Source organism: Rhodanobacter aciditrophus, assembly GCF_042679525.1.
Classification (GTDB): Bacteria; Pseudomonadota; Gammaproteobacteria; order Pseudomonadales; family Marinomonadaceae; genus Marinomonas; species Marinomonas aciditrophus.
The window spans coordinates 320,785-337,803 of sequence record NZ_JBHTMN010000018.1 but is presented as its reverse complement, the minus strand read 5'-3'; the positions used below and the strand labels follow the sequence as shown (position 1 = coordinate 337,803).

Below are 17,019 nucleotides of genomic sequence, written 5' to 3'. Positions count from 1 at the left end.
GTTGTCATAAGTTGTTTTACCACTGCTTATAAAGTGGTGGGCGTGGAGAGGTTCGAACTCCCGACATTCGCCTTGTAAGGGCGACGCTCTCCCAACTGAGCTACACGCCCGCTCATAGTTTTACATCTTGGAAAAGATGGTTCTTTTACCAACTTACTTTAGAAGTAAGTGGCGGAATGGACGGGACTCGAACCCGCGACCCCCTGCGTGACAGGCAGGTATTCTAACCAACTGAACTACCACTCCGTTGTCATAAGTTCTTTTACCACTGCTTATAAAGTGGTGGGCGTGGAGAGGTTCGAACTCCCGACATTCGCCTTGTAAGGGCGACGCTCTCCCAACTGAGCTACACGCCCATGCTACTGATGATTGATGGTGCCGCCACCAAGAGTCGAACTCGGGACCCTCTGATTACAAGTCAGATGCTCTACCAACTGAGCTATAGCGGCTCAAATCATCAATTTCATGGTGCCGGCACCAAGAGTCGAACTCGGGACCCCCTGATTACAAGTCAGGTGCTCTACCAACTGAGCTATACCGGCAATGTTTGTAATCTGCTAATGGTGCCGCCACCAAGAGTCGAACTCGGGACCCTCTGATTACAAGTCAGATGCTCTACCAACTGAGCTATAGCGGCTTAACAGTTACAACTGTCAAAACCAGTAGAAGTATGGTGCCGCCACCAAGAGTCGAACTCGGGACCCTCTGATTACAAGTCAGATGCTCTACCAACTGAGCTATAGCGGCAAAATAACCTTTACTGGTCGGGACGGCAGGATTTGAACCTGCGACCACTAGCACCCCATGCTAGTGCGCTACCAGGCTGCGCTACGCCCCGAATTCTGATTGGGGCGCTGCCCCTGTCAGCGGGTGCGTATATTACTATAACAAACTGAAAAGGGAAGATTTTTTTCAAAAAAATTTAAAAGAATTCTGATCGGCGTTTTCTATGGCTTTTACGTAAGTGATTTATACACATACAGAAACCTAAGTTAACAAAAGCGGCTTAGATCGCCCTACCCTCATCATAAGCTAGGCAAGAGTTACATAACCCTACACAGTAGCCATAATTTCTTCACAAGATCAAAACAGGAGTCAACTAGTTCTAACCGCCTCACGCTCTATGCTTTTTACACGTAGACGGGATCAACCCAAAGTAAAAATAACATTGTATGCGTTGAACGCTTCTGGAGATCGAGCCATGGCCCTGAAAAAATCCTCTGTTGACAGCACACCTGCCCCAATCAACCAAGACGCAAGCGCCGCTTCAGCAAGGCGTGCAGATATGCAAAGAAAACACGCCCGCACCGTTGCTAAGCAACAACAAGCTGCAGAGCGCATCGCTGCCTCCTCAGCAGAGCTTGCCAGTGCCATTACCGAGGCAAGCGCCGCACGGGAACAACTGACCCGCGCTGCTACCAGCATTGCCGCTGGCGCGGAACAAAGCAGCAGCGCCTGCCAAGAGAGTTTGGCAGCCATCAATCAGGTCAACTCCTCTCTGGTCATTCAACAAGATTTAATCTCCGCTTCAAAATCCAAATCTGATGAGCTACAAGAACTCATTAAGCACGTGAGTACAGAGATCTCTAACCTAGTGGAAAACATCAGTACCGCGAGTCAGCGCCAAACTCAATCCGTCAGCATGATGTCTGAACTTGAACAACTGGCAACCAATATTGGCGAAACCGTTAAACAAGTTACTCGCATAGCGGATCAAACCAACCTTCTGGCCCTAAATGCCGCCATCGAAGCAGGCCGAGCAGGCCAACACGGTAAAGGCTTTGCTGTCGTCGCCGACACAGTGCGATCTCTAGCAGAAGTATCTGAGAAAAGCGCCTTAGACATCGCCGATCAAATTACCCAAATTCAGCAACAGTCCCGTAGCGTCAGCGACTCGGTGCAGTCTTCAGCCGAAACCGCTTTAGAAGAAGTTAATAAAGGAAAGCTTGTCACCGAGCAGCTTAACCAAATCCTGCAAGATATCGGAGTGATCAGCTCAGGAGCAGAAGAGCTGGCCACTGGCTCAAACGAAATGTTTGCGGCAGGCAAAGACATTTTAAAAGGTTCAGAAGAAATCGCCTCCGCTGCGGAGGAGCAATCCGCCGCGGCCGAGCAAGTGGTTAAAACCATCGAGCAACAAGGCATCGCACTTACGGGGGCAGAACAAGCCTCACAAGAGCTAGAAAGCATTGCTGACGAACTCAAAAACAGCTCAGACATTTCTAAGAGCGCAGAAGAAGTGGCTGCATCTTCTGAAGAGCTTTCGGCCTCCATTGAAGAAATCAACCGTGCTGCCACTGAGATCAGTGCTGCAATTGGCCAAATTAGCCGTGGAGCAGAACAAGCCGCCGCTGCCGCTGAAGAATCTGCCGCCGCCCTAAACCAGCTTGAAAAAGGGACAGACCTCGCATCCGACCGGGCCAACATGAGTCTTGAGCTAGTCGATAAGATCCAAACACTCCTTCGCGAAAACAAAACCAGCGTGGATGAAATGATAATAGGCATTAATGACTCACTGGGTACCGCTAGAGCCAACGTCAATGCTATCGCGTCCATGGAACAAATGGTGGGTGCCATTGATAAAGTCATCGACACCATTACCACAGTCTCTATTAAAACTAGCATGTTGGCCGTTAATGGTGCCGTCGAAGCAGCACGCGCTGGGGAATACGGTAAAGGATTTGCGGTGGTCTCTGGAGACATTCAAAACTTAGCTGATGAAGCCGCAGAAAACGTCGATCAGATCAAAGACCTAGTCAAAGCCATTCGTGACCAAACCATCCGTGTAAGAGTGGATCTAACAGAAACCTCTGATAGCGCTCAACGTGAAGTCGAAAAGGCAGCCCGCTCCACGAATGACCTAACCCTGATCGAAACTGAAATTGTCCTAGTACAAGACAACAGCAAAGAGATTCAACGAGCCGCCCTTGAGATCGCCTCTGCGGTAAACCAAGGCAAAAAAGGCATGGAACAAATTGCCGCAGCAGCAGAACAAGCCAGTACCGCTGCAGAAGAATGTGCCACAGCCGCCCAGCAACAATCCCAAAGTACAGAAGAGCTCTCAATCTCGATTGAGGAGATCGCCTCTGTAGCGGACGAATTGCAAAGCGCATAAGCGCCTAAATACCGATTTCGGCGGAGAACCTTATGACGAATTCTATGTTAGCAGAGCCACTGCATGACGATCAGGATGAATCCTTGAATCAATACGTCACCTTTTATATTGGCAAGGAGCGCTATGCGTTTCCTATGCAGGAGGTGGTTGAGATCATTCGGATTCCTAAGATGGTGGACGTCCCCCTCACCTCGCCTGCCCTAGTCGGCTTGGCGAACCTTCGAGGCCACGTTTTACCTGTGCTGGACTTACGAACCATTCTGTCCTTCGAAACCCAAGACAATACAGACAGCTCTCGAGTACTGGTTGTGAATGTCGGAGCCAACATTGGCTTAATCGTAGATCGCGTGTCTCGAGTCATTAATGTACAACCTAACGATATCCAAAATGCTAAGAGCATACAGAGCACCATTGATGCCGAGCTTCTACAAGGCGTCATCGCCACGAATGACGCTGATGCCTTTATTCAAATACTGGTCCCTAGACAATGTATTGAACTGGAGTTTTCTCACTTCACATCAAACGTACAATCCCACGGAACATCCGATGGGAACTATGTTGAGCCTGTGCATGACTCCGCACCGGAAGAGGAAGAAGACATAGACATGCTGGTCAGCTTTGACATTGAGCAACAGGAATATGCCTTCCACCTAAGCAGTGTTCAAGAAATTGTGCGTTTACCAGAACACATCTCTCAGGTGCCTCGGGTCGATCATCACGTATTAGGCTTAATCAACCTGCGCCAGCGCATATTGCCTTTAATCAGCCTGCGCTCACTATTTGGTATGACGGACGTGGGCGCATCCGAAGATCAACGCATCCTAGTTGTGGATTTGAATGAGTTCGGCAAGAAAAGCGCCTGTGTCGGCCTAGTGGTAGATGGGGTCAAAGAAGTGCTCCGCATACCGACGGCTCAGCAAGATGATGTCCCCAAACTACTCGATGCCAGCAGCAGTGAAGACATCGAAAAGATTTGTCGTTTAGACCAAGGTAAACGACTTGTGTCGGTGTTAAAGCCCAGCAGCCTGCTGCAAAACCAAAGCATTCAGAAAGCGTTTGAAGAAGTACAGCAAGAGGATAGTCAGATGGACCACTCTATTTCGATTCAAGACGAGGACACCGACAGCAATAGCGAGCAAATGGTGGTGTTCAAACTCGCAGATCAGGAGTACGGCATCAGCATCGAAGACGTACAAGAAATTACCCGTCAGCCAGATAAACTCGACAAAGTTCCAAAGACCGCTAGCTTTATAGACGGCATGGTCAACCTTAGGGGCACTATTCTACCCGTGGTCGACATGCGTTCCCGATTCGACATGAGCCGTATTGAGAACAATGATCGCCAACGCATCCTTGTCGTAAATATCGACAACGTAAAAACAGGTTTTGTAGTGGACTCCGTATCAGAGGTACTTCGCCTGTCGAAAAGTCAGATCGAAAGTTCGCCATCTCTCTCAGACGACCAAAACCGTATGCTCGGACAAGTTGTAAATCTTGCGGATCGTAACCGTATCATTCAGATATTGTCCGCTCGAGAGCTATTGAATTCTAACGAACAAGAAATGATCGCCAGTCAAATGGGGTAATTTTCATGAATGAATTGATTCTAGTGGTGGATGACTCCGCATTAATGCGCAAACACATTGGCGAGTTTTTGCGCTCTAGCGGCTTTCGTGTGGAGATTGCTCGCAATGGAGAAGAGTGCCTAGATAAATTAGAACGCCTATCACCAGATGCCATTACTTTGGACATAAACATGCCCGTGATGGATGGCTTAACCTGCTTGAGCCATATTATGGAAAAGCAGCCCTGCCCAACCATCATGCTGTCATCATTAACCAAGCGTGGTGCCATGTCCACCATTGAAGCCATCCAACTGGGGGCCGTGGACTATGTCTGCAAGCCAGGGGGCACCGTTTCCCTCAACATTGAAAACACCTTCCCAGAGCTGATCACTAAGATTGAAGTGGCATTAAAGGCACGCCTTAAAGCAAAACGTAAACCTGCTCCCATTGCTTATCGCAACCAGCAGGTCACATCAAGACCGCCAGTCCATGTAAAAGCCCCCAGTCAATCTGCGCCATTGTCCACCGTCCCTTCAGAAAAGATTGATTTGGTCTTGATTGGCGTATCTACCGGGGGGCCAAGCACCTTAGAAGATGTCTTGACTCAGCTACCCCAAGACTTCAGCGCTCCCATTGTGATCGCCCAACACATGCCCGCCTCTTTTACCAAAAACCTCAGCAAGCGTCTCAATGCTTTGGTCCCAATCAATGTGACCCACGTGGAAACAGTTACCGAGTTAAAACCGGGGAATGTGTATATCGCTCGCGGGGAAGCAGATCTCATCATCCAGCGCCGCAACAAACGCTTTATCGCCCAACCTGCTCCCGCATCGGAGCAATTCTTGTGGCATCCGAGTGTCTCCAGAATGGTGGAATCAGCGAACCGAGCCTGCTCACCTAAACGCATGGTGTGTGTTCAGCTGACAGGGATGGGCAACGACGGTGCACAGGAAATGGCCTCAGCCAAACAACGGGGGGCTCTCACCATCGCCGAGTCGGAAGAAACCGCAGTGGTGTTTGGTATGCCAAAAGAATTAATCAAACTCAATGGCGCAAGCTGCATTATGCCGTCCCATAAGGTGGCTCAGCAGCTTATCCAATGGGTGATGAATTAAGAATAGGAGTGATCTCATGGTGCTTAAGAAAGCCTCCGCAATGTCCCTAGAAAATGCGCCGGAGCATCCCTACGACGGCAAAGGCCTGCGGGAATGGTTAGAAACACTAGAAAGCCAAGACCCTGCCGCACGACGATTAGCTGCTCGGGAACTGAAAGAATTCAGCGTCGCCGCTCCAGCATTAATTAATGCACTAGCGCGTGAGCCAAATGTGCGCGTCAAGGGCGCCATTCTGGTCAGCTTACAGTACATAGGCGGAGCGCGAGTATTTGAAGGCCTAGTCCCGTTTCTTCGCTCAGAAGACGTGGGACTTCGTAATGGCATCATTGAAATCTTGCAAGGCATGCCTGAGGAAGTCAGTAAACACATTTCCTCACTGCTGCATGATGATGACTCAGACGTGCGCATCTTTGCCATCGACATCTTACAAACCCTAGCCCACCCTGACACGCCCCTGTGGCTTATGGATGTCATCAAAAATGATGAACACGTGAATGTGGTGGCGACCGCCATTGACCGCCTTATTGAAGTCGGTAACCCAGAGCATTTGCCTGCTATTGAGCAAGTAAAAGTCCGCTTCCCAAATGAGCCTTATATTAGTTTCATTGTCGATTTGGCTCTTCAACGTTTAAAAGGCGGATAGCTCATGACTCTGACTAAACAAGACGCCAATTTAAAAATCTCAACCGCAGACTTTGAACGCTTCCGTGACTTTTTTTATCGTAAGACCGGTATTCGTTTTGAAGACAGCAAACGCTACTTCGTAGACAAACGTTTAGTTGAAAGAATGCGTCAGACCCAAGCGTCGACCTTCCGAGATTACTTCACTCACATGCGCTTCCAAGCATCAGGTGAAGAATTACAACAGCTGATCAACACCATGACGGTGAACGAGACCTACTTTTTCCGAGAGTCTCATCAATTCGACTGCATGGTGCAGGAGTTACTGGACGAAATTGTCAAAGTACAAGGCAAACGGGAACTCAAGATTTGGTCAATCCCATCAAGTACAGGGGAAGAGCCCTATTCCATCGCCATTTACCTAATGGAACGCTGGCCCTCTATCCAACACATTGACGTGGAGCTCATGTCTTCTGACATTGACTCAGCCGTTATTAATAAGGCCAAAGCAGGATTATTTAGCGAACGATCCGTTCAGTATTTGGATAAGGTACTACTGAAAAAATACTTCACCAAAAGAGAAGATGGCATGTATCAGGCCTGTGATGATTTGCGTAGTTGCGTGCATTTCTCTCAGGTCAATTTAAACGACCAATTACAAATGAAGCGATATCGGGATATCGACTTGATCTTTTGCCGAAATGTATTGATCTATTTCGATGATAGCTCACGTCGCAGCGCTGCAGAATCTCTGTATGACACCCTAGCGCCAGGTGGCTTTATTTTCCTAGGCCACTCTGAGTCTATGAGCCGCATTTCTTCATTATTTAAGATTCGCAAGTTCCACCATGCGCTTGCTTATCAAAAGCCGAGTGTATAGGAGACACAGTCCATGAAAAAAATACTCATTGTCGACGACGCAACCACTGTACGCATGTATCACCGACAACTCATGGAAAGCCTAGGTTATGAGGTTGAAGAAGCCGAAAATGGCATCGAAGCGCTTGAGCGAGCGTCAGATCAGACCTTTGATCTCTTTCTGATCGACATCAACATGCCGAAGATGGATGGCTACACTCTCGTGAAGGAAATCCGTCACTCAACAACTTTTCAGTCCACTCCGATCATCATGATCAGCACCGAAGAAGCTGACCACGATAGTGAACGTGCTTATGCCGCTGGCGCTAATTTTTATCTGGTTAAGCCGGTTCGTTTGGATACGCTGCACGCTTACGCAGACTGCCTAACAGGAGGTGCCCAATGAACAAGATGCTCGAGTCCTTCATTTCCGAATCTCGCGATAACTTAGAGGAAGCAAGCCAATGCTTCTTAGCATTGGAGCGGAACCCTGATGACGATACCACCATGCAGAACTTGTTTCGGGCCATGCATACCATTAAAGGTTCTTCTGGGTTATTTGAGTTAGGGCCTTTTACCAGCTTAATGCACGTGGCAGAAGACATCCTCGATCTGTCCCGTGGCGGGCAGTTGTCATTGACCTCTTCCCACATAGATATCTTATTAGACGCTATGGATCAGATCACGGCTTGGATCGATGAGCTGGAGGCCACCGGCGAGCTTGGTAGCGATGCGGAGCAGGTTGCTCAACCTCACATTGCCGCGTTGGAAGCCATCCGCCCCGCTTCAAGCGATACGGCTATAATCCAAGAGAGCTCCAAGGCCACACTGGTCAATGAGCAGTCCCTTGAAAATTTGTCTGAGCATGTGGCCAACCTACCTGAGGCAGATCGTTATCGCGTTTTCACTGAACATGACAGCGCTGTAATGGTTCATTATGTGCCAAAACAAGATTGTTTCTTTGCTGGAGATGACCCACTTTTCACCGCGCGTAATACGCCCGCCTGCGAGCACCTCGCCATGTCAGCCCTCATGCCATGGAACGAACTCTGCGAGCTGGACCCTTATCAGTGCAACGTGCAATTCACCGTACTTTCCACTGCCGATCTAGAAGCTGTGTTAGATCATTATCGCTATGTGGAAGACGACATAACCTATGCCGAAATTGACCTATCTGATTTGGTCATCCCTAAGGGTGAGTGGTCTGATGACACATCACTTTTCCAAGACCTTGAACCGCTACTGGCAGAGGCCATTGAAAACCAGGATTGGAGTGATATCTCGAAGCTTTTAGGGCCTTCTCTTTCATTAGCTAATCCAGACACCTATCAAGCCTCTTGCTTACGCTGGATGTGCGCCGTTAGTCAAAAGGACGCAGCCGAACCTGAACTCATGGAGCAATTGCATCGGGCTTACTTAACCGGTGAGTTTGAATCCTGCGCACCCGCTAGCTCAATGACAATTGAGTCAGAAGTCTCTGACTCAGAAGCAAATGAACCAGAACAAGCAACCCCTAATACCAGCACCGCCTTAACAGACGTACACATTACTCTGCTCAATGCTCAAATTCAGATGCTAGATCATGCGACAGACTCTGACGCAGCCAGCCGAGTGCAATCGGTGGTGCACATCCTGGGTAACATCCTGAAAGAAAGCAGCCTACTGGCTAAACTTGAAGGCATCGCTGCGGCTAACAGCCCTGAGGCACTCATTAACTTTATAACCCAGGTCACTCAAAACGAGCCTACCCTTGAAAAGGCTCCTGAAGCTTCTGATTCGATTCAAGATCCTGACGACGAACTGGATATGGCTGCCATCGTGCGACAAGAACAATCACAACGAAGTGATGACGCTCTTGCTATGGAAACGGGAGACCAACCACAGCATGTATCTGAAGTGCTCGTTTCCCAAGCTCCCTCTCAACGTCAATCAGAAGTCACGCAAGCGCCAACAAAGGCAGAGAAAGCCGAAACCCAAAAGCCTCCTCAAGTTCTCAAGGTTGACCAACAACGCATTGACCTACTTATGGATCTTGTGGGAGAGCTGGTGGTGGCAAAAAATAGCCTGCCATACCTTGCTAAGAAAGCAGAAGATGAATTTAACGTACGTGCTTTGGCAAAAGAAATTAAAAGCCAATACGCCGTCATTAATCGCTTAGCGGAAGCCATGCAAAGCACCATGATGCAGATCCGTATGGTGCCTGTTTCTACCATCTTCCAGCGCTTCCCTCGGTTAGTACGCGACCTCTCTCGTAAACTCAATAAAGACATACAACTGGTGTTAGAAGGAGAGCAAAGCGAAGCCGATAAAAATGTGGTGGAGAACCTAGCCGATCCTTTGATCCACCTGGTGCGCAACAGTCTTGATCATGGCTTTGAAACCGCAGACGAACGCCAATCTACCGGTAAACCAAGCCAAGGCACACTATGTCTTCGCGCCATTCCCAAGGACGACCAAGTCATTATCGAAGTGTCCGACGACGGCCGCGGTATGGACCCTCAAAAACTCAAGTACAACGCCTACAACAAGGGCATCATAGATGAAGCAAAATTAGAGTCTATGACGGATCAAGAGGCCCTGTACTTGATCTTCGCTCCGGGATTCTCAACCGCGGAACAAGTATCAGACTTGTCTGGTCGAGGCGTGGGAATGGATGTGGTCAACGGCTTGATACAGCAAGCAGGTGGCCGCGTAACCATTCAAAGCGAATTGGGTAAAGGCACCACCATTCGTTTGTTCTTACCACTGACCATGGCCGTCAGCCGAGTCATGATGATTGAAGTTCAGGAACAATGCTTCGGCATCTCCATGGAAAACATCGTCGAAACCGTCAAGGTCCCCCACAGTCGCCTAAAACGTATCAAGCAAGGGGAAGCCATCATTTTGCGAGACAAAGTGATTCCCGTGATCTCCCTTCATGATTTATTGGGGTTGCCCTATGTGGAACCTCTGGAAGAGTGTCCATTATTAATCATGAACCTGAATGGTGAAGACGTGGCGCTGAAAGTGGATCAATTCCATGAAGGCATTGATATCGTCCAAAAACCCCTTGCAGGCTTGATGGCGCAATATAACTACTATGCAGGATCCGCTCTATTGGGAGACGGTCGAGTTTTATTAATCCTCAATATTAAGGAGCTACTGTCATGCCAATAACATACAAAACGAATGTAGCGGTGTTCAAAGATGTATGCAGTATTGAAGAAGGTGACGAACTGTTGCAATGGTTGCTAGATCACCCTAAAGGCAAACTAAACCTAAAATCTGTCACCCATATCCATACGGCCCTGACACAAATCATTCTGTGTAAACAACCGGCGGTCAGCATGACACCAGAAGACCCTGACATGCTCAAACTATGGCAGACCAGCTTTGCTAGTGTAATGGAGCCATAACAATGGATGTGATGACGGTGTGCAATCGTAAAGGAGGCATGGGCAAATCCACTACAGTGGTAAACCTCTCACGCCACTGGGCAGCACAAGGTAAACGTGTGCTTGTCATTGATTTGGATTCCCAGGGACATGCTACCTTGGGGCTCATCGGCCACGATGCCATGCTGGCAAAAAGTCCAGGCATTCACAAGGTACTCTCCCATGACTTACCTATTGGCCACACCGTGATCCAGACGCATTACGAGGGGCTCGCTGTGATTCCCGCAGACCTGAACTTTAACGAATCCAGCCTGCCACCTGACATCGCCATCTTGAAAGTGAAACTTGAACAGCTCTCAGATTCAGGTTTTGATCTAGTCATCATAGATACTCCCCCATCACTCAGTAACGCCCTTCTCTCTGCATTGGCTTGTTCTAATTGGGTATTAGTGCCCTTTATTCCCCATTCACTGGCTTTAATGGGCGTTATGCAATTGAGCGAATTGTTTAAAGATGTGGCCCTTTCACACAACCCATCACTAAAGCTCATTGGACTTTTACCCATCATGGAAGACCGTCACATACGCTTACAAAAGCGAGTAATAAACACACTGTCAAACCGCTTTGGTTCGAGCAAACTTTTAAGAGGTATCAGAACAAATATCGCTTTAGCGGAAGCATTTGAGGCGGGCTCACCGATTCAAGACTACGCCCCCAAAAGTCGAGGGGCTTTGGATTATCACATGCTCGCCCACGAACTGGATTTGATGATCAATTAGGAGCCGATTATGAAAAAAATACTACTGGTCGACGACTCGCTCACCATGTTAATGAGCATGGAAGGCGTTTTAAAGCGAGCAGGCTTTGACGTGAAAACAGTTACCGATGGTGCCAGCGCACTAACACTTGTCCCTCAGTATTCTCCTGACCTTGTGATCACCGATTTAAACATGCCAAACATGGACGGCATCAGTCTGATTAAAGAACTTAAGAAGCTGCCCAACATGCGCTTTAAACCAATTTTGATGCTGACCACAGAGTCCCAACAATCGAAAAAAGTGGAAGCTAAAGCTGCTGGAGCAACAGGCTGGCTGGTGAAGCCAGTTTCCCCTACAGACCTAACGGACGTAATCAAAAAAGTGCTGCCCGGCGCATAATCCAGCCGGATAAGCATTTTGTATGAGGAGGCGGCATGTCTGACGTAACCCCTAACTTATCTGAACAACGATCGTCACGAAAAGAGATTCTCAAGTTGACGATCACCACTGCTCTGCTAACGGCTCTTGCCATTGCTGGGGCTGAGGCTTTCTTACAATCACAAAGTTTTAACATGCCACTATGGGCTGTTGTGAGCGGTATACTGCTGCTCGGTTTAGTAGGCGGTTATTTGTGTGGCATCTGCTATCGTTTTTACTTGAGAAAGCAAAAGATCAAAATTGCTTTTGTGGACTTAGGCTGTATGTATCTGATGGAGTCCGATCTATTGGATCAAGAGCACATGCTGGACTGCATCAGTCGTTATAAAGAGTCCAATGGCACCGTTAAACAATGCAATCGCATTCTCGACCAACAGCTTAATGGCATCATTGAACTGACAGATGATGCGGCCATGAACCTCATGACTAAGATCCACACGGCAGAAAACGAGGCCACCAATGCGCTACAGGAGATATTGGAGGCCATTGCTAATACGTCACACACAACTAATCGCTATAGTGAAAAACTGGCGCAAAAAACCACTAACGCCTACGAGCTGAGTAACTTCCTAACCACTCAGGTCACCGCCAATCAAGACAGAGCCAAATCCGTTGAGAAAGCACTGGGACAGTTGGACAAGCTTTCGGAACTCACTGATTTAGTAAAAAACATTGCCGAGCAAACCAACCTATTAGCCCTGAACGCTGCCATCGAAGCCGCGCGAGCAGGCGATGCTGGTCGAGGCTTTGCGGTGGTCGCTAACGAAGTACGCACCTTATCGAACCAATCTCTGGATGTGGCAACGCGGATCGATTCAGCCATCACGAGCGTCATCAAAGAGGTCCATGATAGCTTACAAGGCTTCTATGAGCATGAGTCCAATGAAGACACCCATGACTCTCTACACGAGTTTGCAGACGCGTTTTTAGATGCCATCAAAGAGCTAGAGCATTTGAGTGAGTTACAGGAGTCGGTCAGAGACAAAGTGGATTCCACCTCAGCCAACCTCATTAACACCATTGCAGAAATTTTTGCTGGGGCGCAGTTCCAAGACATTACCCGCCAGCGACTTGAGCAAGTGATTTCGGCCCACAAGACCATTGATGACTATTTTACTAACTTGGACAACTCCGCCATGGAAAAAACGGAGCTGAGAAATCTCGAACCTTTGGATTTAGAGCTACTGCATAAGGAATATAAGATGGAGGAGCAACGTGCTCGCCACCAAGCCGCTTTGGGAGGCGAAGAAGTGGACACACCAAAATCAAGTGTGTTCACGGATTCTAAAGCTGGCAGCAGCAATATTGAGCTTTTCTAAACTCAATCAAACACCGCTTACATTTTGACCATAAAAAAAGCCGCTAGATCACTAGCGGCTTTTTAAGTTCAGCGTCAGCTACTCTTTCATGTAGCTTTCGACTTTAGACTTGAGCTTCTGGCCAGGCTTGAAGGTCACTACGGTACGAGCCGTAATAGGAATCTCCTCACCTGTTTTCGGGTTACGTCCTGGACGTTGGCTCTTTTCGCGCACTTCAAAGTTACCAAAACCTGATAACTTGACCTGCTCCCCCTCCACTAAGGTTTCTCTGACCGTGTCAAAGAAGCTCTCTACGAGGTCTTTCGCATCTTTTTTACTCATTCCCATGGAATCGACTAAATTTTCTGCAATGTCTGCTTTCGTCAAGGACGCCATACTATTACCCCCGAATTACCGCTCCTAGCTTATCTGCAAGCGCACCAGTCACTGCTTCCACAGCGCTGTTCACTTCTTCATCACTAAGAGTGTGTGAAGGATGCTGCCACGTCAAGCCTAGAGCGACACTTTTTTCTGATTCATCAATGCCTTGGCCCTGATAAATGTCGAAAACAGTGACTTTTTTGAAGGCTTCACCAGCGAACTCAGCAATCACAGATTCCAATGCTTTCACTGGCGTTTCACGCTTAACCAATAAAGCTAGATCGCGACGCACTTCTGGGAACTTAGAAATACGCTGGTATTCAGGCAGCTTAGCTCCTAATACCGTGACAAGGTCGATCTCAAAAACATACACGGCTTGGTTCGTGCCCAATTGCTTCGCCAATTGTGGATGCAACTCACCAATCACACCTACACGCTCACCATTGACAAGCACGTAAGCGGAACGGCCTGGGTGTAAGTACACTTCGTCCGCACGCTCAAACTCAGGCTTAGGACCTTGGTTCAACGCAAAAATCGCTTCAACGTGTGCTTTTAGATCGTAGAAGTCCACTTTTTCACTGTTGTGATACCAACCTTCAGGGTAACGCGAACCGGCAATCAGACCAGCAACTTGATGCTTTTGATCCAACTCGTCTAGCTTGTTCACATCCCCAACAAAACGGCTGCCTGTTTCAAAGATACGAACTCGAGACTGCTGACGGTTTTGGTTGTGTAGATACACTTTCACCAAGCCTGGTAATAGACTTGGGCGCATCACACCCATATCACCCGAGATAGGGTTTTCAAGGGGCACAGGATCGATCTCAGGGAAGAATTGCTTGCTTACAGCAGGATCAATAAAGCTGTAAGTGACGGCTTCTTGATAACCTTGAGACACGAGTGTGGCACGCAACGCCTGAATCGGTGTTTTGCTCTCAGAAGACGGCGTGAAATCCACCGCTGCTGTTGGCATAGACGAAGGCAGATTATCGTACCCGTAGATACGTGCTACCTCTTCGATCAAGTCCGCTTCAATCTCGATATCAAAACGATGGGACGGTGCAACGGTCACCCATGCTTCATCCGTCACTTCAACCATTTCTAGATCAAGGCGGGTCAAGATATCTGTCACCAGATCTTTATCTAGCGAGGTGGCCAAGTATTGATCTAGCTTCTTACGACGCAAGGTCACTTGATTGGCTTTTGGCAGGTTCGCCTCTGTAACCGCCTCATTCACTGGGCCCACTTCACCGCCAGCAATCTCAAGGATCAACTGGGTAGCTCGCTCCATAGCTTTAGGCGCTAAAGTCGCATCCACGCCACGCTCAAAACGATGGGAAGAGTCCGTGTGCAAACCGTACGAACGAGCTTTACCAGCCAAAGCCAGTGGTGCAAAGAACGCACTTTCAAGGAAGATCGTTTGAGTTTGCTCGTTCACACCTGAATGCTCACCACCCATGATGCCAGCCATCGCTAAAGGCTTCTGCTCATCGGCAATCACCATAGTATCAGAACGAAGTGCGATCTCTTGTCCGTCAAGTAGAAGTAGCTTTTCGCCCTCTTCTGCCATACGCACAACAACAGAGCCAGACAAATTGTTTAAATCAAACGCATGCATCGGTTGACCTAATTCGATCATTACATAGTTAGTAATGTCCACAATCGGGTCAATCGAACGAATACCGCTACGACGTAGTTTCTCAACCATCCACAAAGGTGTTTCAGCCTTGACGTTAACACCCTTGATCACACGACCAAGGTAACGAGGACAGCCTTCTGTTGCTTCGACGCGCACAGGGAATGTCTCATCGATGCTTACCGCTTGAGTTTCGATTGCGACAGGCGTCAGGTCCACTTTGTTGATAACACCCACTTCGCGAGCTAAACCTGCGATGCTTAGGCAGTCCGCACGGTTTGGCGTTAAGTCAACGTCAATAATGCTGTCATCTAAGCTTAAGTATTCACGGATATCAGCACCCACTGGGGCATCGGCTGCCAGCTCAAGAATACCATCATGATCATCACTGATCTTAAGCTCTGACGCAGAACACAACATGCCGAAGGATTCTACCTGACGCAATTTCGCTTTTTTGATTTTGAAATCACCGCCAAGAACCGCACCGATTTTAGCAAATGGAATCTTGATACCTGGGCGAGCATTGGGTGCACCACACACTACTTGGAATTGCTCTGTGCCATCCGACACAGTACAAACTTGTAGTTTGTCAGCATTTGGGTGTTGTTCTGCCGCAAGGATTTCACCCACGACAACACCGGTAAACTCCCCGGCAGCGGCTTCCACTTCGTCTACTTCTAGACCAGCCAATGTCACTTGAGCCACCAGCTCATCCGTAGTGACGTTAGGATTGACCCACTCTCTTAGCCAATTTTCACTGAATTTCATAGTTAGCCTTGGTCCTTACTTGAATTGCGTTAGGAAACGAAGATCGTTTTCGAAGAACATACGTAGGTCGTCAACTTTGTAACGCAGCATGGCGAAACGCTCGACACCCATACCAAAGGCAAAGCCAGTGTATTTCTCAGGATCAATCCCAGACATTTCAAGGACTTTTGGATGCACCATGCCACAGCCTAATACTTCCAACCAGGATTCTTCGCCCTTGCTGTTCGTACGCATGATATCCACTTCAATGGATGGCTCAGTAAATGGGAAGTAACTAGGACGGAAACGCACTTTCAAATCATCTTCAAAGAAGACATTTAGGAACTGTTGCAAAATGCCCTTCAAATCAGCGAAGGAAATGTTTTCGTCGATCAACAAGCCTTCAACTTGATGGAACATAGGTGTGTGTGTCTGATCCGAATCGCTTCGGTATACACGGCCTGGACAGATAATACGAATCGGTGGCTGATTATTTTCCATCGTACGCACTTGTACAGGAGAAGTATGGGTCCGCAACACCGTATTCGGATTAAAATAAAACGTGTCTTGCATGGCACGGGCGGGGTGATGCGCCGGAATGTTTAGGGCTTCGAAGTTATGGTAGTCATCTTCGATTTCAGGCCCAGATGCCACATCAAAACCAATACCACGGAAGAAGTTTTCGATTCGTTCCATAGTACGAGTAACTGGGTGCAAACCACCGATTTCTTGACCTTTACCAGACAAGGTAATATCAATGGTTTCGTTAGCAAGTTTTGCATTCAATGCAGCGGCTGCTAAGGCAGTCTTACGCTCATTCATTTTCTCTTGTACTTGCTGTTTGGCTTCGTTCACCAATTGACCAAACTTTGGACGATCTTCTGGTGCCACGTTACCAAGCTGTTTTAACAGCGATGTTAGAGCGCCTTTTTTACCTAGATACTGTACACGTACTGCATCCAGACCGGCCTCATTATCAGATGCAGCCACCGCAGCTAATGCGTCAGCAAGAATCTGGTTTAGGTTCTCCATTTCATACTCCAAAAAATAAAATAGGGGAAGAGCGTTGGCTCTTCCCCTATCAAAGACTGCTTGAGTGAGGACACACGAGGT

General features: G+C 48.2%; 14 protein-coding genes and 8 tRNA genes. 11 read left to right on the top strand and 11 right to left on the bottom strand.

The genetic code is table 11. The features are described from left to right. Positions 1-34: 34 nt before the first annotated feature. The 8 genes from ACFQ45_RS16635 to ACFQ45_RS16600 all read right to left on the bottom strand — a co-directional run bounded on the left by ACFQ45_RS16635 (position 35) and on the right by ACFQ45_RS16600 (position 838). A tRNA-Val gene (locus ACFQ45_RS16635) sits at positions 35-110 on the bottom strand. A gap of 59 nt (positions 111-169) precedes the next feature. Beyond that, positions 170-246 (bottom strand) — tRNA-Asp (locus tag ACFQ45_RS16630). Positions 247-280: 34 nt separating this feature from the next. Continuing rightward, positions 281-356 (bottom strand) — tRNA-Val (locus ACFQ45_RS16625). 17 nt (positions 357-373) lie between these two features. Then, positions 374-449: transfer RNA gene (locus ACFQ45_RS16620), tRNA-Thr, on the bottom strand. Positions 450-466: 17 nt separating this feature from the next. Continuing rightward, positions 467-542: transfer RNA gene (locus tag ACFQ45_RS16615), tRNA-Thr, on the bottom strand. 19 nt (positions 543-561) lie between these two features. After that, positions 562-637: transfer RNA gene (locus ACFQ45_RS16610), tRNA-Thr, on the bottom strand. A 34-nt stretch (positions 638-671) separates the two neighbouring features. Further along, positions 672-747, bottom strand: a tRNA-Thr gene (locus tag ACFQ45_RS16605). Positions 748-761: 14 nt separating this feature from the next. Further along, positions 762-838, bottom strand: a tRNA-Pro gene (locus ACFQ45_RS16600). 363 nt (positions 839-1,201) lie between these two features. Between ACFQ45_RS16600 and ACFQ45_RS16595 the strand changes: the two genes are divergently transcribed. Genes ACFQ45_RS16595 through ACFQ45_RS16545 form a run of 11 tightly spaced genes read left to right on the top strand, consistent with a single transcriptional unit; the run spans position 1,202 to position 13,163 of the window. Further along, complete coding sequence (locus ACFQ45_RS16595) at positions 1,202-3,115, top strand: methyl-accepting chemotaxis protein (RefSeq protein ID WP_377369724.1); 1,914 nt, start codon at positions 1,202-1,204, stop codon at positions 3,113-3,115. 32 nt (positions 3,116-3,147) lie between these two features. After that, positions 3,148-4,701 carry a chemotaxis protein CheW gene (locus ACFQ45_RS16590; RefSeq protein ID WP_377369722.1) on the top strand — a complete coding sequence of 518 codons (1,554 nt, stop codon included), beginning with the start codon at positions 3,148-3,150 and terminating at the stop codon, positions 4,699-4,701. Between the two features lie 5 nt (positions 4,702-4,706). Beyond that, positions 4,707-5,795, top strand: coding sequence for a chemotaxis-specific protein-glutamate methyltransferase CheB (gene cheB / locus ACFQ45_RS16585; RefSeq protein ID WP_377369720.1), 1,089 nt, complete (start codon positions 4,707-4,709; stop codon positions 5,793-5,795). A 16-nt stretch (positions 5,796-5,811) separates the two neighbouring features. Next, the gene (locus tag ACFQ45_RS16580; protein WP_377369718.1) at positions 5,812-6,438 is read left to right on the top strand and encodes a HEAT repeat domain-containing protein; all 627 of its coding nucleotides are present in this window, start codon (positions 5,812-5,814) and stop codon (positions 6,436-6,438) included. A 3-nt stretch (positions 6,439-6,441) separates the two neighbouring features. Then, the gene (locus ACFQ45_RS16575; protein ID WP_377369716.1) at positions 6,442-7,296 is read left to right on the top strand and encodes a CheR family methyltransferase; all 855 of its coding nucleotides are present in this window, start codon (positions 6,442-6,444) and stop codon (positions 7,294-7,296) included. A gap of 12 nt (positions 7,297-7,308) precedes the next feature. After that, positions 7,309-7,680 (top strand): response regulator, encoded by a 372-nt coding sequence (locus ACFQ45_RS16570; protein ID WP_377369714.1) that lies wholly within the window; start codon positions 7,309-7,311, stop codon positions 7,678-7,680. Beyond that, positions 7,677-10,430, top strand: coding sequence for a chemotaxis protein CheA (locus ACFQ45_RS16565; RefSeq protein ID WP_377369712.1), 2,754 nt, complete (start codon positions 7,677-7,679; stop codon positions 10,428-10,430). Before ACFQ45_RS16570 ends, ACFQ45_RS16565 begins: the two co-directional genes overlap by 4 nt. After that, positions 10,421-10,669, top strand: a complete 249-nt coding sequence (locus ACFQ45_RS16560) for a hypothetical protein (RefSeq protein ID WP_377369710.1) — start codon at positions 10,421-10,423, stop codon at positions 10,667-10,669. The genes ACFQ45_RS16565 and ACFQ45_RS16560 overlap by 10 nt, the downstream gene beginning before the upstream one ends. 2 nt (positions 10,670-10,671) lie before the next feature. Then, positions 10,672-11,427, top strand: a complete 756-nt coding sequence (locus tag ACFQ45_RS16555; RefSeq protein ID WP_377369708.1) for a ParA family protein — start codon at positions 10,672-10,674, stop codon at positions 11,425-11,427. A 6-nt stretch (positions 11,428-11,433) separates the two neighbouring features. Next, positions 11,434-11,805 carry a response regulator gene (locus ACFQ45_RS16550; RefSeq protein WP_377369996.1) on the top strand — a complete coding sequence of 124 codons (372 nt, stop codon included), beginning with the start codon at positions 11,434-11,436 and terminating at the stop codon, positions 11,803-11,805. Between the two features lie 35 nt (positions 11,806-11,840). Further along, positions 11,841-13,163: a methyl-accepting chemotaxis protein gene (locus ACFQ45_RS16545; protein ID WP_377369706.1), complete on the top strand. Its 1,323-nt coding sequence runs from the start codon at positions 11,841-11,843 to the stop codon at positions 13,161-13,163. Positions 13,164-13,241: 78 nt separating this feature from the next. Here the strand turns inward: ACFQ45_RS16545 and ACFQ45_RS16540 are convergent, their stop codons facing one another. Genes ACFQ45_RS16540 through pheS form a run of 3 tightly spaced genes read right to left on the bottom strand, consistent with a single transcriptional unit; the run spans position 13,242 to position 16,938 of the window. After that, complete coding sequence (locus tag ACFQ45_RS16540; RefSeq protein WP_377369704.1) at positions 13,242-13,538, bottom strand: integration host factor subunit alpha; 297 nt, start codon at positions 13,536-13,538, stop codon at positions 13,242-13,244. 4 nt (positions 13,539-13,542) lie between these two features. Next, a complete protein-coding gene (gene pheT, locus ACFQ45_RS16535; protein ID WP_377369702.1) occupies positions 13,543-15,927 on the bottom strand; it encodes a phenylalanine--tRNA ligase subunit beta in 2,385 nt (794 codons plus the stop codon). A 15-nt stretch (positions 15,928-15,942) separates the two neighbouring features. Further along, positions 15,943-16,938: a phenylalanine--tRNA ligase subunit alpha gene (gene pheS / locus ACFQ45_RS16530; protein WP_377369700.1), complete on the bottom strand. Its 996-nt coding sequence runs from the start codon at positions 16,936-16,938 to the stop codon at positions 15,943-15,945. Between the last annotated feature and the right edge of the window lie 81 nt (positions 16,939-17,019).